The sequence below is a fragment of the Rhodococcus triatomae genome, assembly GCF_014217785.1.
Lineage (GTDB): Bacteria > Actinomycetota > Actinomycetes > Mycobacteriales > Mycobacteriaceae > Rhodococcus_F > Rhodococcus_F triatomae.
Map to the genome: position 1 here is coordinate 4,156,448 of NZ_CP048814.1, position 23,418 is coordinate 4,179,865.

22 protein-coding genes are annotated in these 23,418 nt (G+C 69.3%); 12 read left to right on the forward strand and 10 right to left on the reverse strand.

The annotated features are described in order from the left end of the window. Positions 1 to 181: 181 nt before the first annotated feature. The 4 genes from G4H71_RS19775 to G4H71_RS19790 all read right to left on the reverse strand — a co-directional run bounded on the left by G4H71_RS19775 (position 182) and on the right by G4H71_RS19790 (position 4,349). The gene (locus G4H71_RS19775; RefSeq protein ID WP_072738690.1) at positions 182 to 439 is read right to left on the reverse strand and encodes an HPr family phosphocarrier protein; all 258 of its coding nucleotides are present in this window, start codon (positions 437 to 439) and stop codon (positions 182 to 184) included. 72 nt (positions 440 to 511) lie between these two features. Further along, complete coding sequence (locus tag G4H71_RS19780; RefSeq protein ID WP_072738689.1) at positions 512 to 2,560, reverse strand: PTS fructose transporter subunit IIABC; 2,049 nt, start codon at positions 2,558 to 2,560, stop codon at positions 512 to 514. Then, positions 2,557 to 3,585, reverse strand: a complete 1,029-nt coding sequence (locus tag G4H71_RS19785) for a 1-phosphofructokinase family hexose kinase (RefSeq protein WP_072738688.1) — start codon at positions 3,583 to 3,585, stop codon at positions 2,557 to 2,559. Before G4H71_RS19785 ends, G4H71_RS19780 begins: the two co-directional genes overlap by 4 nt. Next, positions 3,582 to 4,349 (reverse strand): DeoR/GlpR family DNA-binding transcription regulator, encoded by a 768-nt coding sequence (locus tag G4H71_RS19790; RefSeq protein WP_072738687.1) that lies wholly within the window; start codon positions 4,347 to 4,349, stop codon positions 3,582 to 3,584. Before G4H71_RS19790 ends, G4H71_RS19785 begins: the two co-directional genes overlap by 4 nt. Positions 4,350 to 4,563: 214 nt before the next feature. On the opposite strand from G4H71_RS19790, the gene G4H71_RS19795 reads away from it, so the two are divergent. From G4H71_RS19795 to G4H71_RS19805, 3 genes are all read left to right on the forward strand, one after another. Then, positions 4,564 to 6,300, forward strand: a complete 1,737-nt coding sequence (locus tag G4H71_RS19795; RefSeq protein ID WP_072738686.1) for a putative PEP-binding protein — start codon at positions 4,564 to 4,566, stop codon at positions 6,298 to 6,300. A gap of 136 nt (positions 6,301 to 6,436) precedes the next feature. Next, entirely contained in the window at positions 6,437 to 7,714 is a 1,278-nt protein-coding gene (locus G4H71_RS19800) for a uracil-xanthine permease family protein (protein ID WP_072738750.1), read from the forward strand. Positions 7,715 to 7,793: 79 nt separating this feature from the next. After that, the gene (locus G4H71_RS19805; RefSeq protein ID WP_072738685.1) at positions 7,794 to 8,936 is read left to right on the forward strand and encodes an acyl-CoA dehydrogenase family protein; all 1,143 of its coding nucleotides are present in this window, start codon (positions 7,794 to 7,796) and stop codon (positions 8,934 to 8,936) included. 109 nt (positions 8,937 to 9,045) lie between these two features. Here G4H71_RS19805 and lexA read toward each other — a convergent pair whose 3' ends face one another. After that, a complete protein-coding gene (gene lexA / locus G4H71_RS19810; RefSeq protein ID WP_072738684.1) occupies positions 9,046 to 9,738 on the reverse strand; it encodes a transcriptional repressor LexA in 693 nt (230 codons plus the stop codon). 187 nt (positions 9,739 to 9,925) lie between these two features. On the opposite strand from lexA, the gene G4H71_RS19815 reads away from it, so the two are divergent. The 3 genes from G4H71_RS19815 (at position 9,926) to nrdR (ending at position 11,785) form a co-directional block, all read left to right on the forward strand. Next, on the forward strand, positions 9,926 to 10,501 hold the full coding sequence (locus G4H71_RS19815; protein ID WP_072738683.1) for a sugar O-acetyltransferase: 576 nt from the start codon (positions 9,926 to 9,928) through the stop codon (positions 10,499 to 10,501). 161 nt (positions 10,502 to 10,662) lie between these two features. Next, complete coding sequence (locus G4H71_RS19820; protein WP_072738682.1) at positions 10,663 to 11,121, forward strand: hypothetical protein; 459 nt, start codon at positions 10,663 to 10,665, stop codon at positions 11,119 to 11,121. 175 nt (positions 11,122 to 11,296) lie between these two features. Further along, positions 11,297 to 11,785, forward strand: a complete 489-nt coding sequence (gene nrdR, locus G4H71_RS19825) for a transcriptional regulator NrdR (RefSeq protein WP_072738681.1) — start codon at positions 11,297 to 11,299, stop codon at positions 11,783 to 11,785. 9 nt (positions 11,786 to 11,794) lie between these two features. On the opposite strand, the gene hrpA is transcribed toward nrdR, so the two are convergent. Next, positions 11,795 to 15,679, reverse strand: a complete 3,885-nt coding sequence (gene hrpA, locus G4H71_RS19830) for an ATP-dependent RNA helicase HrpA (RefSeq protein ID WP_072738680.1) — start codon at positions 15,677 to 15,679, stop codon at positions 11,795 to 11,797. Between the two features lie 164 nt (positions 15,680 to 15,843). On the opposite strand from hrpA, the gene G4H71_RS19835 reads away from it, so the two are divergent. Then, entirely contained in the window at positions 15,844 to 16,404 is a 561-nt protein-coding gene (locus G4H71_RS19835) for a Pr6Pr family membrane protein (protein ID WP_260440800.1), read from the forward strand. Between the two features lie 88 nt (positions 16,405 to 16,492). After that, the gene (locus G4H71_RS19840; protein WP_072738679.1) at positions 16,493 to 17,719 is read left to right on the forward strand and encodes an aminotransferase family protein; all 1,227 of its coding nucleotides are present in this window, start codon (positions 16,493 to 16,495) and stop codon (positions 17,717 to 17,719) included. A gap of 12 nt (positions 17,720 to 17,731) precedes the next feature. Here G4H71_RS19840 and G4H71_RS19845 read toward each other — a convergent pair whose 3' ends face one another. Beyond that, positions 17,732 to 19,006: a cytochrome P450 gene (locus G4H71_RS19845; RefSeq protein ID WP_072738678.1), complete on the reverse strand. Its 1,275-nt coding sequence runs from the start codon at positions 19,004 to 19,006 to the stop codon at positions 17,732 to 17,734. A 69-nt stretch (positions 19,007 to 19,075) separates the two neighbouring features. Between G4H71_RS19845 and G4H71_RS19850 the strand changes: the two genes are divergently transcribed. Then, on the forward strand, positions 19,076 to 19,699 hold the full coding sequence (locus G4H71_RS19850) for a TetR/AcrR family transcriptional regulator (protein WP_072738677.1): 624 nt from the start codon (positions 19,076 to 19,078) through the stop codon (positions 19,697 to 19,699). A 37-nt stretch (positions 19,700 to 19,736) separates the two neighbouring features. Here G4H71_RS19850 and G4H71_RS19855 read toward each other — a convergent pair whose 3' ends face one another. Then, the gene (locus tag G4H71_RS19855; RefSeq protein WP_072738676.1) at positions 19,737 to 19,991 is read right to left on the reverse strand and encodes a hypothetical protein; all 255 of its coding nucleotides are present in this window, start codon (positions 19,989 to 19,991) and stop codon (positions 19,737 to 19,739) included. 17 nt (positions 19,992 to 20,008) lie between these two features. Here G4H71_RS19855 and G4H71_RS19860 point away from each other — a divergent pair, with 17 nt between their 5' ends. Together G4H71_RS19860 and G4H71_RS19865 are read left to right on the forward strand one after the other, a co-directional pair. Further along, complete coding sequence (locus G4H71_RS19860; protein WP_072738675.1) at positions 20,009 to 20,704, forward strand: hypothetical protein; 696 nt, start codon at positions 20,009 to 20,011, stop codon at positions 20,702 to 20,704. 378 nt (positions 20,705 to 21,082) lie between these two features. Continuing rightward, positions 21,083 to 21,655, forward strand: coding sequence for a LysM peptidoglycan-binding domain-containing protein (locus G4H71_RS19865; protein WP_072738674.1), 573 nt, complete (start codon positions 21,083 to 21,085; stop codon positions 21,653 to 21,655). A 25-nt stretch (positions 21,656 to 21,680) separates the two neighbouring features. Here G4H71_RS19865 and G4H71_RS19870 read toward each other — a convergent pair whose 3' ends face one another. Next, entirely contained in the window at positions 21,681 to 22,361 is a 681-nt protein-coding gene (locus tag G4H71_RS19870) for a PhzF family protein (RefSeq protein WP_072738673.1), read from the reverse strand. Between the two features lie 202 nt (positions 22,362 to 22,563). Here G4H71_RS19870 and G4H71_RS19875 point away from each other — a divergent pair, with 202 nt between their 5' ends. Further along, positions 22,564 to 22,740 (forward strand): hypothetical protein, encoded by a 177-nt coding sequence (locus tag G4H71_RS19875; RefSeq protein WP_169847164.1) that lies wholly within the window; start codon positions 22,564 to 22,566, stop codon positions 22,738 to 22,740. A gap of 137 nt (positions 22,741 to 22,877) precedes the next feature. On the opposite strand, the gene ahpD is transcribed toward G4H71_RS19875, so the two are convergent. Continuing rightward, a complete protein-coding gene (gene ahpD / locus G4H71_RS19880) occupies positions 22,878 to 23,417 on the reverse strand; it encodes an alkylhydroperoxidase, AhpD family (RefSeq protein ID WP_072738672.1) in 540 nt (179 codons plus the stop codon). Position 23,418 lies beyond the last annotated feature (1 nt).

Below are 23,418 nucleotides of genomic sequence, written 5' to 3' on the forward strand. Positions count from 1 at the left end.
CCGGTGACCGAGTGGTTCAGCCGTCACCGAATGATTCGGCTGTCGCCTGTCGAACTTACCGAGAACACGGCGTCGGCATACGCGAAATCGCGGCACCCCCCACCGCCACCACCCGCCTCCCCTGGGGTGAAGGGACCCTGTGCCCCGTCAGGCCGGTCGAAGGCCACCTTCACCCAGGGGATCAGGCGTCGAGGTCCGCGGCGACGAGATCGACGATCTTCGCCAGGGTGTCGGCGTCGTCGCTCTCCACCACGACGTCGGTGCCCTTGGTGGCGCCGAGCGACATGATCAGCAGGGCCGATCCCGCGTCGACCGGTTCTCCGCCCGCGACGGCGAGGGTCACGGGGACCCCGGCCTCGGTGACGGCGTCGGCGATGATCGCGGCCGGGCGGGCGTGCAGGCCGATGGCGGATCCGACGGTGACTGTGGTGCTGGGCATGGAATTCTCCTGTGCGGGTTGCGGTGTCGTGGTGGATGACGGGTGTCGTGCGGAAGATCGGGCGAATGGGTTTCAGGCGGGCACCGGGGCGGCTCCCGGGTCGAGTTCGGCGTCGCCGGGTCGCCGCGCGAACTGCTTGGCGGCCACGACACACATGGCCGACACTGCCATGCCGACGGCCAGCGCGACGAAGAACCAGAACACGTTGCCGATCGCGAAGAAGACGAATATGCCGCCGTGGGGTGCGCTCAGAGTTACGTCGAACGCCATGATGAGGGCGCCGGTGACGGCACCACCCGCCATCATCGAAGGGATGACGCGCAGGGGGTCGGCGGCGGCGAAGGGGATGGCTCCCTCGGAGATGAACGAGGCCCCCAGCGCCCAGGCTGCCTTGCCGTTCTCGCGCTCGGCCTCGCTGAACAGGCCTGGTCGCAGCACCGTGGAGGCCAGCGCCATCGCGAGCGGGGGCACCATGCCCGCCGCCATCACCGCGGCCATGATCCGGAGCGATGCCGTGTCGTCGATGTTCAGCCCGGCCACGGCGAAGGCGTACGCGGCCTTGTTGACCGGGCCGCCGAGGTCGAAGCACATCATCAGGCCGAGGATGACCCCGAGCAGGATCACCGCGCCGCCGGAGAGCCCGTTGAGCCAGTCGGTCAGGCCTGTGGTGATCGCGGCCAGTGGACGGCCGAGGACGAGGAACATCAATGCGCCGACGATCAGTGTGGCGAACAGCGGGATGATCACGACCGGCATGAGTCCCCGCAGCCACGCGGGCACGGGAATCCGGCCGATCCAGAGGGCCAGGGCTCCGGCGACGAGGCCACCGACGAGGCCGCCGATGAATCCGGCGCCGACGAAGACGGCGATCGCGCCTGCGGTGAATCCGGGTGCGATACCGGGCCGGTCCGCCATCGCGTATGCGATGAAGCCGGCCAGTGCGGGCACCAGGAAGGCGAACGCCATGGTCCCGATCTGGAAGAGCACGGCGCCCAGGTAGATGCGCAGGCCTCCGTCGGGGAGATCGCCGAGCGAGTTGTCCAGGACGATGGATTCCGCCGGGCCGCTGATGTCCCAGCCGCCGAGCGCGAAGCCCAACGCCATGAGCAGACCGCCCGCGGCGACGAACGGGATCATGTAGCTCACGCCGGTGAGCAGGACTTGCCGCAGGTGTGTGCCCCAGCCGACGTTCCCGGCCGCTTCCTCCTGCTCTCCGCCCGGCGACCCGGATTCCACGGTGGTCGCCGCCGGATTGTCCGCGGCGCGGACGGCCTCGGCGATCATCGCCGACGGTTCGTTGATGGCACGTTTGACCCCGGAGGCGACGACAGGCTTGCCCGCGAAGCGTTCTCGGTCCTTGACTCCGACGTCGGTGGCGAAGATGACCGCCGAGGCGCCGGCGATCACCGCGGGGTCGAGGGGAGTACTCCCGCTCGAGCCCTGCGTCTCCACCTTGACGTCCACGCCGTCGCGCTTGCCCGCGGCGACCAGGGCGTCGGCCGCCATGTACGTGTGTGCGATTCCGGTCGGGCAGGCGGTCACGGCGACGACGTACTTCGCCGCGGCCTCGCTCTCGCCGCCGTCACCGGTCGAACCCGAACCGGTGGCCGGGGCGGCGGGCGGTGCCGCGGCAGGCGTCGGTGTGCCGGGAAGTACCTCGTTCACCCGAGCCACCACGTCGTCTGCGGTGGTCGAGTTCCGCAGCGCCTCCACGAACTCGGGCCGCACCAGGGCACGAGCCAACGCGGACAACACCTTCATGTGCTCGGCTCCCGCTCCTTCCGGAGCAGCGATGAGGAACACGAGATCGGCGGGTCCGTCCGGTGCACCGAAGTCGACCGGGCGACCGAGTCGTGCGAAACCGAGGGACGGGTGGGTCACCGCGGCGGAGCGGCAGTGCGGGATCGCGATTCCGCCGGGCAGCCCGGTGGCGGATTGCCCTTCACGCGCGAGTGCCGCCTCGGTCAAGGCGGCCGCGTCGGACGCACGGCCGGCGTCCGCGAGGCGCGCCGCGAGCGCGGTGATGACCGCGTCCTTGGTGGCACCGAGGTCGGCGTCGAGGCTGACCAGTTCCGGGGTGATGACCGGCAACTCCGCCGGCTCCGAGGTGGATGTGGTCATGGTCGCTCCTTCGTGTGGGCGGGTACCGGTGTGTCTGGGGTCGTGCCCGTGCGATCCGGGCCGCCGCCTGGGACCGGGCGGACCTCGACCGGGTCGAGCGCGACGTCGCTTGCCGACGGCAGCGTCGTGCCCGGCAGTGAGGCAGCGGCACTGCCGTACGCCACGGCGGATTGCAGGCAGCGGGCGGCTCCGGCACCGGCGCGATGCGCGACGAGGTAGCCGGCGAGCGCGGAATCGCCCGCCCCGACGGTGCTGCGTGCGGTCACGGGCGGGGCGGCGGCGAACCAGGCGCCCGAGGCGTCGACGAGGACGGCGCCCGCGGCACCGAGCGTGACCAGGACGCTGCCGACCCCCTTCTCGACCAGACCGCGCGCGGCGATCGTGGCCGGGCGGGGATCGCCGGCCCTGGCAGCGGCCTCGAGTGCGTCGCCGTCGGCCCCGGTGAGCTGTGCGAGCTCCTCGCTGTTCGGTTTGACGAGATCGGGCGCCGCGCCGGGGAAACCGCCGGAGAGGGCGAGCAGCGGCGCATCCGAGGTGTCGACCGCCACCCGGCAGCCGGACCCGGCGAGTGCGAGCACGACGGTCGCGTACCAGTCGGTGGGCACACCGGGCGGGAGCGAACCCGACAGCACCACCCATTCCGCATGCGCTGCCCGCGTGCGGATCTCGCTCAGGAGGGCCTCGACGGTCCGGCCGTCGAGCGGATGGCCGGCTTCGTTGATCTTCGTGGTGGTTCCGTCCGGCTCGGTGACCGTGATGTTGGTGCGGACGCAGCCGTGGATCGGGACGGCGGCGAACTCGATGCCGTGCGCGCGCAGGCCGCCGAGGATCGGATCGTCGTCGGCGGCGGGGAGCACCGCGAGCGCAGGAACACCGGAGGCGGCCAGCGCACGCGCCACGTTGACGCCCTTTCCGCCGGGGTCGTCGGTCGAGCCCGTGGCGCGCAGGACGGCACCGCGTTCGAGTGGGCCGCCCAGTTCGACGGTGCGGTCCACACTGGGGTTGGCGGTCAGCGTGACGATCATGCCGTCACCACCTCGATTCCGTGTCGGGTCAGTTCCTCGCGATCCACGGGATCGATTCCCGCGTCGGTGACCAGGACGTCGACCGCGTCCGCGGGGGCGAAGCTGACGAGATACTCGCGTCCGAGCTTCGAGGAGTCGGCGACGGCGACGACCTGCCTGGCACTGCGGACCATCGCGCGTTTGACCGCGGCCTCCTCGGGGTCGGGTGTGGACAGGCCGTGTTCCACACTGAGCGCGTTGGTTCCGACGAAGGCGACGTCGACGCGAAGGACGTCGAGTGCCCGGAGGGTGTCCTCGCCCACCGCCGCCTGGGTGACCCCGCGGACCCGTCCACCGAGTAGCTGCAGGGTGATCGCAGGCAGGCCCGCCAGGCGGGCGGCGATCGGCACCGAGTTGGTGATGACGGTGAGTTCACGATCGGTGGGGATCGAGGGGAGCATCCGGGACGTCGTGGTGCCCGCGTCGAGCAGGATGCTTCCCCCGGCGGCGGGAAGGAACTCGAGCGCGCGCTTGCCGATCCGGTCCTTGAGATCGGTCCGGGTGCTCTCCCGTTCGGCGAGTACCGGCTCGGTGACGGTGAGCGACGTGGCCGGGACGGCTCCGCCGTGTACGCGGCGGACGAGCCCCTGGCGTTCGAGTACGGCCAGATCCCGGCGGACGGTTTCCGTCGTCACCCCGAACCTGTCGGCGAGTTGGGTGACGGACGATCGTCCGCGCTGCGCGACGAGCGAGGACATCGCCTGCTGCCGTTCCTCCGGGTACATCGGTCCTCGTCTCTCGGTTCGCGTCATGTCTCGTGTGTGCCGTCGCGGGCCGTATGCGCCAGATCACACGATGTGTTGGTTTATGTTGTTTTACGCCTGAATGTGTTGACAAGTCAAGACCTGGATGTAATGTTCCTCACAGGACGTCGAGTGGGTCTGCGTCGAGCGGACCGGCACTCGCGCGTCGTTGCGCCAATGCTGTGAGGAGGACGGGATGGCCCCGGAGGTCGATTCGACGAAGGCCGATTCGGAGAAGGTCGACGAGGAGAAGACGGTGCCTGCGGCGCCCCACACGGCGGAGGAGCTGACGGGCACGCCCGTCGTGGCAGGCATCGTCTCTGCCCCCGTGGTGGTGCTCGGCCCCAGGCCCCTGGCCCCGGCGGGGCTGCCGCGTATCGGCGAATCGGGACGGGACGCCGAGACCGAGCGGTTCCGCTCTGCTGCGGCGACCGTGGCGGAGCGGCTGCGCGGGCGGGCCGCGCACGCTTCCGGAGCGGCCGCCGAGGTACTTCAGGCCAACGCGGCGATGGCAGCCGACCGGGGCTGGCTGTCGGCCGCCGAGAAACTGATCGCCGCAGGCGCTCCGGCCGGCGAGGCCGCGGCGGCGGCCACCGAACAGTTCGTCGAGATGTTCACCAGGATCGGCGGCATGATGGCCGAGCGGGTCACCGACCTGCGTGACATACGTGACCGGGTGCTGGCCGAGTTGGCGGGTGATCCGGAGCCGGGAGTGCCCGAGCCGGACGTCCCGTCGATCCTCTGCGCCCGGGATCTCGCTCCGGCCGATACCGCGGGACTCGACCCCGGACGGATCGTCGGCCTGGTCACCGAACTGGGCGGACCCACCAGTCACACCGCCATCATCGCCCGCCAACTGGGTATTTCGTGTGTGGTCGCCGCCGCGGGCGTCGCCGCGGTCCCGGCGGGAACGTCCGCGATGCTCGACGGCTCCCGGGGCGTCCTGGTCGTGGACCCGGACCCGGACGTCGCCGCGGCGGCGGTCGCGGCGGACGTCGAGGCCCGGCGCAGAATCGGAAACTGGACCGGCCCGGGACGCACGAGCGACGGGGTCGGGGTGGCAATTCTCGCCAACGTGCAGGACGGCGCGGGTGCACGCGCCGCACGTCGGACCCCGGCGGAGGGCGTCGGGCTGTTGCGTACCGAACTCGCCTTCCTCGACCGCACCGTCGAACCGTCGGTCGAGGAGCAGTCCGACATCTACGCGGAGGTCCTCGAGGCGTTTGCCGGGGACAAGGTGGTGATCCGGACGCTCGACGCCGGGTCCGACAAGCCGCTCGCATTCGCCGACCACCCCGACGAGGCCAATCCGGCGCTCGGGGTACGTGGTGTCCGGATCGCCCGTGCGGATCCGGGCCTGCTCACCCGGCAGCTCGACGCCGTCGCGGTGGCGGCGCAGCGGACACGGACCTCTCCCTGGGTGATGGCACCGATGATTGCCACGGCGGCCGAGGCCGAGGAGTTCGCGGGACTCGTACGGGAACGGGGGCTCGTGCCGGGGGTGATGGTCGAGATTCCCGCGGCGGCGCTGCAGGCCGATCGGATTCTCGAACACGTGGACTTCCTGTCCATCGGCACCAACGACCTCACCCAGTACACGATGGCTGCCGATCGCATGTCACCGGAACTCGCAGTGCTCACCGATCCGTGGCAGCCGGCGGTGCTCTCGCTCGTCGCGCGTACCGCGGAAGCGGGTGCTGCCGTGGGGAAGCCGGTCGGGGTGTGCGGGGAGGCGGCAGCCGATCCGCTGCTCGCCTGTGTGCTGGTCGGGCTCGGGGTCACCTCGTTGTCGGCGGCCGCTGCCGCCCTGCCCGCCGTCGGCGCGGCAGTGGAGTCGGTCTCGGCTCGGCAGTGCAGAAGCGCCGCGGAGGCAGTTCTCGCGACGACCGATCCCGCGGCGGCCCGCGCCGCGGCGGCCGAGGTGCTCACCTAGGTCGGTGGCCGGGTGCGTGTGCTCGGACTCCACGAGAATCCGGGCTCGCCGGGCGGTGGACTGCGGGCGTCCCTACTATCTAGCGATTGTGACCAGAGACGAAGCGGACGCCGACTCGGCGAGCAGCGCCACCACGATGTTCGGCTGGACTCTGCACGGCGACGGCCGCAGGATCACCGACGGGGAGGTCGTCGCCCCGCACGAGCGACTCACCTGGCCGCGCACGGTCGGCATCGGCATGCAGCACGTGATCGCGATGTTCGGCGCGACGCTGCTGGTCCCGACGATCACCGGCTTTCCGGTCACCACCACCCTGCTGTTCTCCGGTATCGGCACCGTGCTGTTCCTGCTGATCACCCGGGGCCGCGTCCCGAGCTACCTGGGCTCGTCGTTCGCGTTCATCGCGCCGCTCACCGCCGCCCAGGGATCCGGCCCTGCGGCGCAGCTCGGCGGCGTCGTCGCCGCGGGAGTGGCGCTGCTGGCCGTCGGCATCGTCGTGCGGCTGAGCGGCGCCCGCATCATCGACGTGGTGATGCCTCCGGTGGTCACCGGCGCCGTGGTGGCGCTCATCGGCCTCAACCTCGCCCCGGTGGCGGCCGGCTCCTACGAGGCGCAGCCGTTGATCGCGACGGTGACCCTGGCGTCGATCCTGCTGGTCACCGTGCTCGGTCCCGGCCTGATCGGACGGCTCGGCATCCTCGTCGGAGTGGTGGCGGGGTGGGTGTTCGCCACGGTCACGGGCGGCCTCGCCGACGAGCGGGTCGCGGCCCTGCGGGACGCCGCCTGGTTCGGGCTGCCCGAGTTCCGCGGCCCGGCGTTCGAATGGTCGGTCATCGCGTTGACCCTGCCGGTGGTGATCGTGCTGGTCGCGGAGAACGTCGGGCACGTCAAGGCCGTCGCCGCCATGACCGGCAAGTCGCTCGACGACGTCGCCGGAAACGCCCTCGTCGGGGACGGACTGGCCACCACTCTCGCCGGATTGGGCGGGGGCTCGGGCACCACCACCTATGCCGAGAACATCGGCGTCATGGCGGCCACGCGCGTGTATTCCACCGCGGCCTACTGGGTGGCGGCAGCCACCGCGATCGTGCTCGCGTTCTCACCGAAGTTCGGTGCGCTGGTGTTCACCGTGCCCGACGGGGTGATCGGAGGCGCCACGCTGGTGCTCTACGGACTCATCGGCATCCTCGGGGTACGGATCTGGACGGACGCGAAGGTCGACTTCACCGATCCGGTGAACCTCACCGTCGCCGCGGCGGCTCTCGTCGCCGGCGTCGGCGACCTCACCCTCACGATCGGATCCGTCGAGCTCGGGGGCATCGCGTGGGGGTCGGTGGGCATCCTGGTCGCCTACCCGGCGTTGCGAGAACTCGCTGCATGGCGCAACAAGTCTGCTCGCGGTCACGAATCCTGATCGCCTGAGTCATACACCACACCGGCCGCTGGGCTTACCGTCGAGTCAGGTACATCCAGCTATCGAAAGAGGAGTCGGCGTGGAGCGCACCCTGTTCGAACCGGAGCACGAGCTGTTCCGGGAGTCCTACCGCAAGTTTCTGGACCAGCATGTCGCCCCGAACCATGCGAAGTGGGAAGAACAGAACATCGTCGACCGCAGCGTGTGGGTCGAGGCCGGCAAGCAGGGCTTCCTCGGCACCGCGGTCCCCGAGGAGTACGGCGGCGGGGGAGTCGTCGACTTCCGCTACAACGCGATCGTCACCGAGGAGACCACCCGCGGCGGCTACAGCGGGATCGGATTCACGCTCCACAACGACGTGGTCGCCCCGTATCTGCTCGAGCTCGCGAACGAGGAGCAGAAGCAGCGTTGGCTCCCCGGGTTCGCGTCCGGCGAGATCATCACCGCCATCGCGATGACCGAGCCCGGCACCGGTTCCGACCTGCAGGGCATCAAGACCCGCGCGGTGCGGGACGGGGATCACTGGATCCTCAACGGGTCGAAGACGTTCATCACCAACGGCATCAACGCGGACCTGGTGATCGTCGTCGCGCAGACGGATCCCGACAAGGGAGCCCAGGGATTCAGCCTCCTCGTCGTCGAGCGCGGTATGGAGGGCTTCGAGCGGGGCCGCAATCTCGACAAGATCGGGATGAAGGCCCAGGACACGGCCGAACTCAGCTTCACCGACGTGCGGGTGCCCGCGGCCAATCTTCTCGGCCAGGAGGGCATGGGCTTCCTCTACCTGATGAAGAACCTCCCCCAGGAGCGCCTGTCCATCGCCGTCGTCGCGGTGGCCGCGATGGAGACGGTTCTCGAGCAGACGATTCAGTACTGCCGAGACCGCAAGGCATTCGGAAAGTCCATCGGGAAGTTCCAGAACACCCGGTTCGAACTGGCGGGACTGGCCACCGAGACCGAGATCGCACGCGTCTTCGTCGACAAGTCGATCGAGCTGCTCAACGAGGGCAAGCTCACCGTCCAGGAAGCCGCGATGGCCAAGTGGTGGACGACGGAGAAGCAGGTCGAGCTCATCGATCGCTGCCTGCAGCTGCACGGTGGCTACGGCTACATGAAGGAGTACCCCGTCGCGAAGGCGTACATGGACTCGCGAGTGCAGACGATCTACGGGGGCACCACGGAGATCATGAAGGAGATCGTCGGCCGCGGGCTGAATCTCTGACACCGCGCGATCTCCGAACACCGCACGACCGGCAGACGAACGAGGGGCACGGCGACCGCCGTGCCCCTCGTTCGTGTCCGTGCGGCCCGTTGCCGGATGCCGGCCGCCGTCAGATCTTGCGCATCACCGTGACGACCTTGCCGAGAATGGTCGCGTCGTTGCCGGGAATCGGCTCGAAGTGCGGATTGTGCGGCATGAGCCAGACCTGCCTGCCCGAGCGCTTGAAGGTCTTCACGGTGGCTTCACCGTCGATCATGGCGGCCACGATGTCCCCGTTGTCGGCGACGTTCTGCTGCCGCACGACCACCCAGTCGCCGTCGCAGATCGCGGCGTCGATCATCGATTCACCGACGACCCGGAGCAGGAACAGCGAACCCTGCCCGACCAACTCGCGTGGGAGGGGGAAGACATCCTCGATGGACTCCTCGGCGAGAATCGGCCCACCCGCGGCGATCCGACCGAGGACCGGCACGAAGGTCGGTTCGGGGTGGGTGCCGGAGAGATCGGCAGCGGTACCTGCCGCCGGCCGCTGTGGGGCGCGATCGGTGGTGTCGTCGAGGCCACGCACATCGACGGCTCGGGGGCGATTGGGGTCGCGGCGGAGGAATCCCTTGCGTTCGAGCGTCCGGAGCTGGTGCGCCACAGACGAAGTCGAGGTCAATCCGACGGCGTCCCCGATCTCCCTGATGCTCGGCGGATAGCCGCGCTCCTGTACCGACTCACGGATGACTTCGAGGACGCGCCGCTGCCGTTCGGTGAGCGTCGCCGTGGTGGGGCGGCCGCTCGAGCTGTCGTCCTTCATGGTGGAAGCCTCCGTGTCGTCCCTCCCGCCGGCGTGACTCGTGGGAGAGAATAGGATTCGAGTGTCGATATGACATGAATGTAGCCGGATTCCTTCGCAGTATCAAACACTTGTTCGACCGTCGTGTCGCGTGGCGGGGATGCTTCGACGACCCGACCGCGCACCGTCCCGTGGGTACTGTCGGCGCATGGACGAATCTCCGGAACCGCTCTCTCACAAGGCGCGCATGCTGGCCGGCGAGCTCTATCGCGACGACGATGTCGAACTGGTGTCCGAGCGGCGTGCCTGTCGACGCCTCCTCGACGAGTTCAACGGGGCCGCTGCGGACGAGGACGAGCGCAGGCGCGCTGTTCTCGAGCGGCTGCTCGGCGCGCTCGGTGCCGACTCGTGGATCATGCCGCGCTTCGCGTGCGATTACGGCGGCAACATTCGCATCGGAGCGAATACCTTTCTCAACTACGACGCGATCCTGTTGGACTGTGCCCCGATCGTCATCGGTGACGACGTGTCGATCGGGCCGCGCGTGCAACTTCTCACCGCGTTGCACCCGATCGACGATCACGAGGCGCGGCGGACGCGATGGGAGAGTGCGGCACCCGTGACGATCGGGAACAACGTGTGGCTGGGCGCGGGCGTGATCGTCTGTCCGGGCGTGAGCATCGGGGACGACGCCGTGGTGGGTGCCGGAAGCGTCGTGACCAGGGATGTTCCGGACCGGGTGCTCGCGGTGGGGAATCCGTGCCGGACCGTCCGAGCCCTGTGAGGGACCTCATTCCTTCGAACGGGTGAGCGAGGAAATCGCTCGGAATGCGCGACATTGTCGGTCGACCGTGGTAGAAATCGAACATGCGTTCCACGAACGCGTGTTCGATTCGTGAGCGGCCCGAGCGAGAAGGTGCGGACCGCCGGCAGCGGAGGTAAGCCATGAGCAACGCAGTTCTGCAGCGGAGAGAGGCTCTACACCGGAGTGGGACTCGTCCGGCGCGGGCGGGCCGCGACAGGTCTCGCCCCGCCACCGGCCGGGTGCAATACGGGCACGCCAGGTGGGTGTCCGACGCCCCGCACGGGGAAATCGCGGACATCGGGTGGCGCACCTTCTTCGCGGGTGCGGCGGCCACGGCGCTCGTCGTGCTCGGTCTGGTCGGCATCGCGGGTGTGGTGGCGAACCCCGCGGTCCCGGTGGCGCCGGGAGGGCCGGGAACGCCCGCCGGGACGGTGTCGGTCGAGGTGGCGGCCGGAGAGTCGCTGGCGGAGGTGGCGGCGCGGGCGGTGCCCGGCGTCCCGGTCGATCGTGCGGTGCGGCAGATCCGCGATCTCAATGCGTTGCCCGTCGGTGCTCCCGCTCCCGGCGCGGAGTTGCTGGTGCCGGCGCCCAATCGTTGACGTGCGCTGAATGAGACCGGGATCGAAGGGGCAGGTAGGCTCGACGACTGTCAGCCATACCACCTCGAGTGGTCGCGTCGGTTCGGTGCGTCCGCGATGTGAATCAGTCCTCGCCGGTTCGCTCTCGGACGGAGCCGGGGGTTGCGGCCACGACGGCCTCGACGAAGGACAGACGATGCATTGCCCGTACTGCCGACACCCGGATTCGCGCGTGGTCGATTCTCGCGAGGTGGACGACGGGCAGGCAATTCGTCGGCGCCGGTCCTGCCCCGAGTGCGGTCGCCGGTTCAGCACGGTCGAAACCGCGGTGCTGTCGGTCGTCAAGCGCAGCGGAGTCACCGAGCCGTTCAGCCGGGAGAAGGTCAAGCGTGGCGTGCGCCGTGCCTGCCAGGGTCGGCAGGTCGACAACGACGCTCTCGACCTCCTCGCTCAGAAAGTCGAAGATGCCGTGCGCGCATCCGGCTCTGCCGAAATTCCGAGTAACGAAGTGGGTCTGGCGATCCTGGGTCCGCTGCGTGACCTCGACGAAGTGGCCTACCTCCGATTTGCGTCCGTGTACCGGTCGTTCAGCTCCGCCGACGACTTCGAACGTGAAATCGAGGAATTGCGCTCGCACCGAGCCACTCCCGAGGCGACGCCCGAATCCGCCGAAGCGGCCCACTGACGACGCCGTTCAGAGTTTCGCGATCGCGGCCAGCACGCGCTTCTCCGAGATCGGGCCTGCTGTCCCGAGGGACTGTGCGAACAGGCTGACCCGAAGTTCCTCGATCATCCACAGGATGGCGTCGGTCGCCGCGCTCTCCCTGCGTTCCGGTGCGAGCGACGCCGTCGCCTGCTCGAACGCGGCATACACCCGGTCCAGCGCGTCCATCCCCTGTCGGTCGCGTCCGGCGCTGCCCGGCAACGCCTCGAGCCGAGCCACCGCCGCGGCCAGATAGCGCGGCAGGTCCTTCAGGCGTGCCGTGCCGACAGCAGTGACGAATCCGGGAAACAGCAGCGATTCGCGTTGTTCGCGCACATCGTCGACGGCGTCGCCGGACATGCCGCCCAGCAACTGCTGAAGCCGGCGGTCGGTCTCGAGAGCCGGGGCCAGCGCCCGCAGCGCGGCGGCGACTCGCCGGGCGAGATCCGTCCGGGCCGCGGCCACGAGGGGCGCGAACTCCTCGGGTGAACGTACGGGACCGCGGTGCTCGGCGACGATCTCCGCGGCCGCCGCCCGCCTGCAGTCGAGTACCAGGTCGTCGAGACTCCCGTCCGGGCTCTGACCGAGCGCCAGACGCTGCGCGGTGGTCAGCCCGGACGCGACCGTCTTGACGTTCGTCGGGACTTCGAGCAGGAGTAGTTCCCGCAGGCCCGCGCGGGTCGACGCCCGAGCCTGCGCCTCGCCGGCGAGTACCCGCACTGCCACCCCGGCAGGTTCCGGAGCGAGCGCCGGATAGCCGGTGATCTTCTGTCCGGCCACTTCTCGGGTCACCGACGCGGGCAACGTTCCCAGGGTGTCCGCCGTCCAGCGGGTGGCCGGGCCCCGTTCCACCTGCGCCCCGGCCCGCGACACCTCGGCCTGTACTTTCGGCGCCAGGCGCTGCTGGAGAGCGCGGAGGTCTTTGCCGCGGCCCACCTCCGAGCCGGAGTCGTCGGTGGCGACGAACGTCATCCGCAGGTGATCCGGGAGTCCGGCGGGATCGAAATCGCCGGGGTCGATCCGCACACCGCCCAGCCGGGAGAGCTCGCGAGCCATCGCGACGGTCAGCGGCTCCGACCGGGGCGTGACCGCGGCCAAGGCCGCCGCGGCGAAGTCCGGTGCCGGGACGACCTGTCGGCGTTTCGGCTTCGGCAGCGTCTTGACCAGCGCGACCACGAGCTCGCGGCGCACCCCGGGAACGAGCCAGTCGAAGCCGACGGGGCGAACCTCCGCGAGGAGGGCGACGGGAATTCGTGCCGTGACGCCGTCGTCCTCCGTGCCGGGCTCGAACTGGTAGGTGAGCGGGAACTGGATGTCGCCCTGGCGCCACGCATCCGGGTAGTCGTCGGCCCGTACCGTGCCGGCATCGGCATTGACGACCGTCGATGCGGTGAAGGTGAGGAGGTCCGGATCGCGGTGGCGCGCCTTCTTCCACCAGGTGTCGAAGTGCTTCGCGGAGACCGCTTCCGGAGGAATCCGCTCGTCGTAGAACTGGTACAGCGTCTCGTCGTCGACGAGGATGTCCCGTCGGCGCGCGCGATGCTCGAGTTCCTCGACGTCGTCGAGCAGCGCGCGGTTGTCGTGGAAGAACCGGTGCCGGGTCTGCCATTCGCCCTGGACCAGAGCGTGCCGGATGAACAGCTCGCGGGAGGCTTCCGGATCGATCGTCGAGTAGCCGACCGGCCGCTTCACGACGAGGGGAACGCCGTAGAGCGTCACCCGTTCGTACGCCATCGCCGCTTCGCGGCGTGTCGACCAGTGTGGCTCGGAGTACTGCCGCTTGACCAGGTGTGCGCCCAGCTTCTCGGCCCACTCGGGTTCGATCCGCGCCGCCGTGCGGGCCCACAGTCGTGAGGTCTCGACGAGTTCGGCGGCCATCACCCAGCGGGGCGGCTTCCTGGCGAGCGAGGAACCGGGGAACACCGCGAATCGGCTGCCGCGGGCGCCGAGGAAGTCGCGCTTGTCACCCTCACGAACCCCGATGTGCGACAGGAGACCCGCGAGGATCGACTGGTGAACGGCGTCCTCACCGGCCGGACTGTCCGCCGGACTCCAGCCGAGATCGCGAGTGATCTGGCGGAGTTGGCCGTGCAGGTCCTGCCATTCCCGGATCCGCAGCCAGTGCAGGAACTCGGTGCGGCACATCCGACGAAACTGGCTCGAGGACAGTTCCCGTCGCTGTTCGCGCAGGTACTCCCACAGTTTCAGGTAGGCGAGGAAATCGGAGTTCGGGGTGTCGAACCGGGCGTGCTGGGTGTCGGCGGCCTGCTGGTGGTCGGCGGGGCGTTCCCGCACGTCCTGGATGGACATGGCGGCCACGATGACGAGGACTTCGGTGAGCGCGCCGCTGCGGTGCGCCTCGACGAGCATGCGCCCCATCCGTGGGTCGACCGGTATGCGGGCCAGTTCGCGTCCGACCGGCGTGAGCCGGGGTGCGGCGTCCCGCGTCCCGGACTCGACGGCGCCGAGTTCCTCGAGCAGGGACATGCCGTCGCGTACCGCACGCGGGTCCGGCGGTTCGACGAACGGGAACGCGGCGATCTCGCCGAGGCCGAGCGCGGTCATCTGGAGGATGACCGAGGCCAGGTTCGTGCGGAGGATCTCGGGTTCGGTGAACGGAGGGCGGGATTCGAAATCCTCCTCCGAGTAGAGCCGGATGCAGATGCCGTCGGCGACACGGCCGCACCGACCGGCGCGCTGGCGGGCGGAGGCCTGGGAGATCGGCTCGATCGGAAGACGCTGCACCTTGGTGCGCACCGAGTAGCGGGAGATGCGCGCGGTGCCGGGGTCGATGACGTAGCGGATACCGGGAACCGTCAACGACGTCTCCGCGACGTTGGTCGCGAGCACCACGCGCCTGCCTGTGTGGGACGTGAACACCCGGTGCTGTTCGGCGGCGGACAGCCGTGCATAGAGCGGGACGATCTCGGTGGCCCGCAGGTTCATGTCGCGTAGGGCGTCGGCGGTGTCGCGGATCTCGCGTTCGCCGGACAGGAACACCAGGATGTCACCGTTGCCCTCGGCGCCGAGTTCGCGGACTGCGTCGCATACCGCCTCGACCGGATCTCGGTCGACGGTCCGATCTCCCACGTCGACCGAGAGGGGCCGGTAGCGCATCTCCACCGGGTAGGTCCGGCCCGACACCTCGACGATGGGAGCCCGCACACCGTCGACGGCAAAGTGCTCGGCGAAACGTTCCGGGTCGATCGTCGCGGACGTGATGACGACCTTGAGATCGGGTCGGCGGGGGAGTAGCGACTTGAGGTAGCCGAGCAGGAAGTCGATGTTGAGGCTGCGTTCGTGAGCCTCGTCGATGATGAGCGTGTCATAGCGCCGCAACATCGGGTCCCGCTGGATCTCGGCCAGGAGGATTCCGTCGGTCATCAGCTTGACCAGGGTGTTCCGGGAGGCCTGATCGGTGAACCGGACCGTGTACCCGACGGTGGTCCCCATCTCGGTGCCGAGTTCCTCGGCGATGCGCTCGGCGACGGTGCGCGCGGCGAGGCGGCGGGGCTGGGTGTGCCCGATCAGGCCGCGGACGCCGCGCCCCAGGTCGAGGCAGATCTTGGGGATCTGGGTGGTCTTGCCGGATCCGGTCTCGCCGGCGACGATGACGACTTGATGGTTCGCGATGGCCTCCGCGATGTCCTCGCGGCGCGCGCTGACCGGGAGTGCCTCCGGGTAGGTCACGGTGGGGACCGAGGCGCGCCGGGCCCGGACCTGGGCGGCGGCGGCTTCGATCTCGCCGGTGACTGCGGCCAGGGCCTCGGCGCCGCGGGCGCGGTCGAGGCGGCGGCGCAGACGGTACTCGTCGCGCAGGGAGACGTCGGAGAGTTGCGCGCGCAGGTCGCGGCGGCTCGGCGTGGTGGTGGACATGCTGCTGACAGCGTATCGAACGCCGCTGCGGCCCCCGCTGTGCCACGATCTGCGCATGCGCAGTCGAGCCGGTACCGCAGCCCGGACACTGGTCCGTGGCCTCCGCCTGGTGTTCGCGGTCACGGCGGTCGCCGCGATCGCGTCGATTCCGATGGGGGGCCGATGTGGCGGCGGGATTCTCGTACGTCAACTTCTTCAGCTACTTCACCATCCAGTCGAACGTGCTCGCGGTGGGTGTGCTGCTCGCCGGGGCGGTGTGGGATCCGACGTCGGATCGATGGCAGCTCGTGCGCGGTGCCGTCACGACGTATCTGGTCATCACCGCGGTCGTGTACGCGGTACTCCTGTCGGACATCGACGTGATGCTCGACGACCGCTGGTCCAATTCGATACTGCACCAGGTCATCCCGTTGGTGCTGGTCCTGGACTGGCTCCTGGTGCCTCCACGCCGGCCGATCGGTCTCGTGCGTGCGCCGACCTGGCTGGTCTATCCGCTCGTGTACGCGTCCTACTCGCTGATCCGCGGGGCCTGGATCGGCTGGTACCCGTATCCGTTTCTCGATCCGTGGGACAAGGGGTACCCGAGGCTCATGCTCGATCTGGTCGTGCTCGGTGCCGTGATGGCCGTCCTCGCGTTCGGGGTCGCCGCGATCGGGGATCTGTCGGGACGGCTGCGCCGTAGGGACACCGACGACGTGCGGGACGTTCGCCCCCTCGGACCCTGACAGGTCCGAGGCCGGGTCTGCGTGGCATAGTCGGGCACGGCGGCGTTCGTCCGCCGGAATCTCGTCGGAAACGCGCGGAGGAAACACGATGGCGTCGGCACTGTGGCACGGTTTCGCGGACATGGGAGCGGTGGACGAAGCCGGGGCGTTCGTCGTCGCCCGAGGCGAGGGAGTCCACGTCTGGGACACGGACGGCACTCGCTATCTCGATGCGACCGCGGGACTGTGGTTCACCAACGTCGGTCACGGCCGCCGGGAGATCGCCGACGCCGTCGCCGAGCAACTCGCGACGCTCGCGCATTTCTCGAACTTCGGTGACTTCGCGCCCGAGACGACCGTGCGCCTGGCCGAACGGCTCGCCGACCTGGCGCCGGTCGCGGGAAGCAAGATCTTCTTCACCTCGGGCGGCTCGGATTCCGTGGACACCGCGGCGAAGCTTGCCCGCAGATTCTGGCACGAGGCCGGCAGGCCGGAGAAGAAGATCATCGTCGGCCGCCAGAAGGCGTACCACGGCATGCATGTGGCCGGTACCGCGCTGGCAGGCATCCCGGTGAACCGGGAAGGCTACGGCGAGCTCATGCCGGATTCCGCGACCGTGGCGTGGGACGACGCCAAGGGCCTGCTGGCGCTGATCGAAGAGGTCGGCGCGGACGCCGTCGCGGCATTCTTCTGCGAGCCCGTGATCGGTGCCGGTGGTGTCTACCTCCCGCCGGACGGCTATCTCGCCGAGGTCCGCGACATCTGCCGAGAGCACGACATCCTGTTCGTGGTCGACGAGGTGGTCACCGGCTTCGGGCGGATCGGCGGGTCGTGGTTCGCGTCGTCGAAGTTCGATCTGCAGCCGGACATCATGACGACAGCGAAGGGGCTGACCTCCGGGTACGTGCCGATGGGCGCGGTGTTCGTCGCGCCACGTGTCGCCGAGCCGTTCTTCGCCGGGGGGACCTGGTTCCGGCACGGGTACACCTACGGTGGTCACGCGGGCGCCGCCGCCGCGGCGCTGGCGAATCTGGACATCCTGGAGCGGGAGAATCTGCTCGGCGAGGCGCAGCGTCTCGAACGTTCCCTGCACACCCATCTGGCGCCACTCGCGGAGCATCCCCGGGTCGCCGAGGTCCGCAGCGGCATCGGTGCCGTGGCGGCCGTCCAGTTGGCGGATCCGGCCGAGGCCCTGCCGTTCGTGAACACCCTGCGCCGGCACGGTATCTCGGGACGGGCGGCCGGTCAGGGTGCGATGCAGATCTCACCCTCGTTCGTGATGACCGACGAGCAGGTCGCCGAACTCGCCGCGGGATTCGCCGCCGCGCTCGGATGATTCGCAGCGCGGTCATCGGTTCCGGCCGGTCGATCGCGCACCCTGCGTCGATGTCTCGCGACTCGGCGACGGGTTCGGGTGTGAACTCGTCAGTACGAGGTCGAGCTGCGCGAGGCGACGGACGACGAGGCTGGGGACGTAGTGGGGTTCCGGTGCGGCGAGGGTGATCTCGGTGGTGTGCGACAACAACAGTGCAATTGCCCGGCATGCCTCGAGCCGCGCGAGATGCGCGCCGATGCAGAAATGAATGCCTCGTCCGAAACTGTGATGCACTCTCGGCTGCGGGCGATCCAGGTCGATCTCCGAGGGATGGTCGAAGACGGTGTCGTCCCGATTCGACGCGCCCCAGAGGAGCATCACCCGTGCCCCCTTCTCGATGCTCACACCACAGAGGGTGACCGGCCGAGTCGTGGTGCGAAAATGGCCTCGGAACGGGCTTTCCAGTCGCACGGCCTCCTCGACGAGCGCCGCGATGTGGTCCGGGTCCGCGCGCAGCCGCGTCTGAACCGACGGGTCCGCGGCGACGAGCCTGGCTGCGGTGCCCAAGAGGCTCGTCGTCGATTCTGCGCCGGCCGTGACCAGCTGGACGAGAAACATCGTGCCCTGATCCCGCGTGAGTGTGCCGTCGGCGACCGCGAGAGCAATGGTGTCGAGTAGGCCTCCGGTAGGGTGCTCGATCGCCGCGTCCAGGTGTTCTCCGAGGTAGCGGGCAAAGTCGATGACGCTGGTGAGGGCCTCTCCGACCCGTTCGGGACTCGCAACCCCGGACACCACGGCGATGGCCTCGTCGGACCAGGCCGCCAGTTGCTCGCTGTCGCCGTCGGGCAGGCCCATGATCTTCCCGATCATCCGTACGGGCACCGATGAGGCGACGGCGCTCATCCAGTCACCCCCGCCTTCGTCGATGAGCTTTCGGATCCGTGGTTCCAGGAGCTCGTCGACGAACTGCTCCCACTCCTGCACCGCGCGACGGCTGAAGCGGCTCTGCACCAATGACCGGTGAGCGGTGTGCTCCGGGGGGTCCGACGTGGCCAGCACGTCCACTCCGCCCGTATCGGCCACCTGCACCTCCGCCGTCGCCCCGGAATCACCGTTGAGTACGGCCACCAGGTTGCTCGAGAAGGTGCCCGGATCGGCGAGTACCTCGCGCACGGCGTCGTATCCCACCACGACGTAGAGGTGCTGGTCTTCGACGACGTGCACGCTCGCTTCGGAGCGTAGTCGGTCGAACAGCGGGTACGGATCGTGTAGCGCATCGTCGGCGAAGAGTTCCCTGGTAGTGAGCATGCTTACTCCTTTACACACGTTGTATAACACGTTATAGCATGCGTGTCATCGGTCGGGTACCATCAAGCCGTGGTCGATGACGTGCGTGTGCTGCTGGAACAATCGCGTGACTCGCTCCGGGTGGTGCGTTCCTTCGAGGGCGAGGAGCGTGCGCGGCGCGCCGACATCGCCGAGGCCGCCCGTAGGTTGGCCTCGGCGGAGGGGTATCAGGGGTTGACGATCCGCGCGGTCGCGGCGGCGGCGGGGACGACGCCGGTAACGATCTATCGGTACTTCGGATCCAAGGACGGACTGGCCCAGCACCTCATGGCCGAGTGGGCACTCGAGACGATCGGGCGACTGCGTGCGCTCGAACTCGACGCCGAATTGTCTGCCGCAGAACGTATCTCCGCAGCGTTCGCGACACTCGTCGAGTGGGCAGCGCAGGACCTCCATCTACTCGATGCCGGGATGAGTTCGATCCACGGCAACACCGCGGGAATGGGGATCGGCTTGTGGCGGCCCCTGTTCGTCGAACTCGTTCGTTCGGCACTGGCAGACCCGGACTGGGAGGACGATGAGCAACGAGCGCTGGTGCTCGGGCATGTGCTGACCACCTGTCTGCTCGATCTGACCTCGGGCTCCGGCGACGTCGCGCAGATCCGGGACACGATCTCCGTCGCGGCACGGCTGCTCTTCGCCGACGTACCCTGACGAGACCGCGCCCGACGAACGGTGTCTCGCACCGCCGTCAGTGGTTCCTGCGGCGGTGCAGGAGTTCCCCGATCCGGTGCCGCAGGGTGCCGCGTACCGGTGCGAGCGTGACCTCGGACGACTCCGTGTGCCGGACGTACGCCTGCGCGTGCCGTGCGTGCAGGCGTTCGCGAACCTCGTCGGGGCTGTATGCGCGCCGCGCACGTTCGGCGCGCACCGCCAGCGCCCCGGTCGCCGCGACGCCCATCGCTCCGGCCAGGCCGAGGAGCTTCCACCAGTGTCCGCGTTGCATGGCACTACGCTAGCGCCATGAACGAGGGGAGGGCGTCGCGCGAGATCGGACCGGGCGTGGACCTGGACGCCGCGGCCGAGGCCGGCCGCACCGGCGACATCTGGATCTTCCGGGGTACGACCGTGGCGGATCGCACGATCCAGACGCTCACCAACAGTCCGGTCAATCATGTGGGGATGTCGGTGGTTCTCGACGACCTTCCGCCCCTCATGTGGCACGCCGAGCTGGGCCGGTCGCTGCCGGACATGTGGACCGGTAGTTTCCACCGCGGCGTGCAACTACACGACCTGCGTGCGGCGGTACAGGTGTGGGCGGCACGGTACGGTCAGCAGGCGTGGCTGCGGCAACTGGAACCAGCGGTCACCCAGGTGCAGGAGGATGCGCTGTTGCGCACGATCGCGCGGCTGGACGGGACGTCGTTCCCGTCGACGGCGAAACTGCTGGGCAGGTGGTTCCGCGGACGGGTGCCCGTGCAATTACGCCGACGCGGCGGAGCGAGTGACCTGGAGAGCGCGTACTGCGCGGAGGTCGTGGCGCAGACGTACGAGGCGATGGGCCTGCTCACCGGGACTCGCAGGACGAACTGGTACGACCCCGGGAAGTTCTGGAGCGGCGACCGTCTGCCGCTGGCGCCGGGGGTCCGGCTCGGCGCCGAGATCGCGGTCGCGCTGTCCGAATCCGATCTGGCCGAGGGACGTTCGCGCAGCCGCTGACCCGGACCGTTGTCCCCTTCGTCCGGTACGGAATGTGACGGGAGCCACCCGTTCGTCGTGTCGATTGTCACGAAAGTCGTCGACCGGGAGGCCCGCTGCTCCCCGCCGGTTCGCCTGCCTCACCAGCTCGAATGCCCGTTACAGGTGGCGGCGGCGGTGACGGTGTCGAAACGAGACCTGTCCGTGACCGGAGCGTGATGTAGGGCTACGTTCGAATCCGTGCCCGGGGAACACCCGGCAGACCGGCTCGCATCACCTTCACCCCGCCCGGCGGGCCGGCGGCACACCACCTGCGAGAGGCGGGCGCGGCGAGGCCGCCACGGGCACACTGTGCGCCCGGCGGCCGCCGTGACACAGTCACGAGAGGATCCACCCCCCATGACCGGTATGACGATCAAGCGCGCCCTCGGCGCGGTGGCGACCGTCGGCGCACTCGGCGCCGTCCCCCTGGTGCTGGGCACCGGCACCGCGTCCGCACAGGGCGGCCACGACTGGTCCGGCGTCGCCCAGTGCGAGAGCGGCGGCAACTGGAGCACCAACACCGGAAACGGCTACTACGGCGGCCTCCAGTTCAGCCAGAGCACGTGGGAGGCGTACGGAGGATCGGGTTCGGCGCACAACGCGAGCCAGTCCGAACAGATTCGCGTGGCCGAGAACGTCCTGGCCGGCCAGGGAGCCGGCGCGTGGCCGACGTGCGGCCAGTACCTGACCGGCGGAAGCACGCCCGGCGCCGGCGGCTACACCGATGCCTCGGCCGGGTACTCCGCTCCTGCCGAGACGGTCGAGCAGGCCGCTCCGGTGGCACCAGGCTCCGGCGCCGGCAACTACATCGTCCGAGCCGGCGACACACTCTCCGCCATCGCCGCGGCCCACGGAGTGGCCTTCGAGAACCTGGCTGCACAGGTCGCGGACGTCGACCTCATCTATGTCGGACAGTCGCTGAACGTCTGACGTAGATCCCGGGCAGGCGCGCCGGTCAGAGCATTCGGCTCCGGCCGGCGCGCACCAGCCCGCCCACCTCGATCCAACCCTGGGAGCCGAACGTCGTGCGCAGGATCGAGCCCCTGCCCTGCTCGACGAGCAGAGCGTGCCGCAGGTGGGCCGTCAGTCGCACCGCCGCGGCACCGGTGGCCTCGTCCTCGCGAATGCCCAACGCGGGCGCGAACATCCGGGCCCGGACCCGTGCGTCGAACTCGTCGATCCAGGCCCACAGGTAGTGGGGTCCTGCCGGGTAGTCGTCCGGACGCGCGCGATCGACGTCGGCCGGAGTCTCGAGCGGGACGAGCGCGAACCGGGGCGCCCAGTCGACCAGCGCTTTCGCCCAGGTGCTGTGGCCGCTGCGGCGGATCTCGACGGGCCCGGCGGAGACGTGCAGTGTCCGGACGGGTCGGCCGTGCTCGGCCAGCCACCAGGCGAGCCCCACGGTGGGGTGCCCCGCGAACGGGAGTTCGACCTGCGGGGTGAAGATGGCGGCCCGCGCACTGTCCGCACCCTCGGCGGGCAGATCGACGAAAACGGTCGCGCTGAATCCCCACCGGGCGGCCACCTCCTGGCGGTCCGGCGCCGGTACCGCCGCGGAATCGACGATCGCAAGCGGATTCCCGTGCCGCCCTTGGTCGTCGGTGAAGACGTGGACGACCTCGACTTCGGTGGTCATGTGTTCGACTCTAGCGTCGAGGCCCGGTCCGGCGACGGTGTTCGGTGCAGGCCCCTGCCCCGACCTCGGTGCGCCACAGGACCTGGGCGAACCCGGGCCGGCACTTGGGGAACTTTGGTCGGGACCGGATGGGGACTTTCGGCACCGGTGTCGAGTCCCGGAGTATGCCTACGCTCGAACCAGGAGCGAAGGAGGTGGACCGATGGAGATCCTCGCTTTCCACTCGTCCCGTCCGGCCGACCCGGATCTCTACCACGATCACGACGACTGTCCCGACGGGAAGGGCATCGCGAGCTGGAACCGGACCGTGGGGGCGTTCGGCTACCACCGATGCCCGATCTGTCGCTCGCTGGACTCTCGGGCCGGCCTCTCGGCCTGAGTGAGCCGCGGCTGCCCGTGGCGGTGCCGCAGTGAAGACCGACGCCGGTCGTGAGAAGCCCGGGAGTGAGAACACCGGAGCGGGCCCCGACCAGGTTCGGTCGGGGCCCGCTCTCGTGTTCTCCGGATGCGGAGGGGTCAGGCATTCACTCCGGCGAGTGCCTCGGCGGCGCTGATCGCCTGGGCGACACCCTGGAGGGTGGCGGCGACCTTGACGGCCTCCCACACCTGCTCCTTGGTCAGCCCCTCCTTGCGGACGACGGCGTCGTGTGCCGCAGTGCAGTGCTCGCAGCCGTTGATCGTGGACACCGCCAGGCTCCACAGCTCGAAATCGGCCTTGTCGACGCCCGGGTTGCCGATGATGTTCATCCGCAGACCCACACGCACCTGGGCGAAGTCGTCGCCGAGGTAGCTCTTGGCCCGATAGGCGACATTGTTCATGCCCATGATCGAGGCGGCACCGAGCGCGGCGTTGTAGGCCTCCGCCGACAACACGTCCGCGGCCTCTTCGGCGATCTCCCGGAGCACGGTCGCGGACCTGGTCGCGGCCGCTGCGGCGAGGAAGGTTCCCCAGAGCTGCTGCTCACCGAGCTCGGTCGAGCGAGCGAGCGAGCTCAGATTGAGCTTGAGGTCCTTGGCGTACTCGGGCAGTGCATTCTTCAGGTTCTCGACGGACATC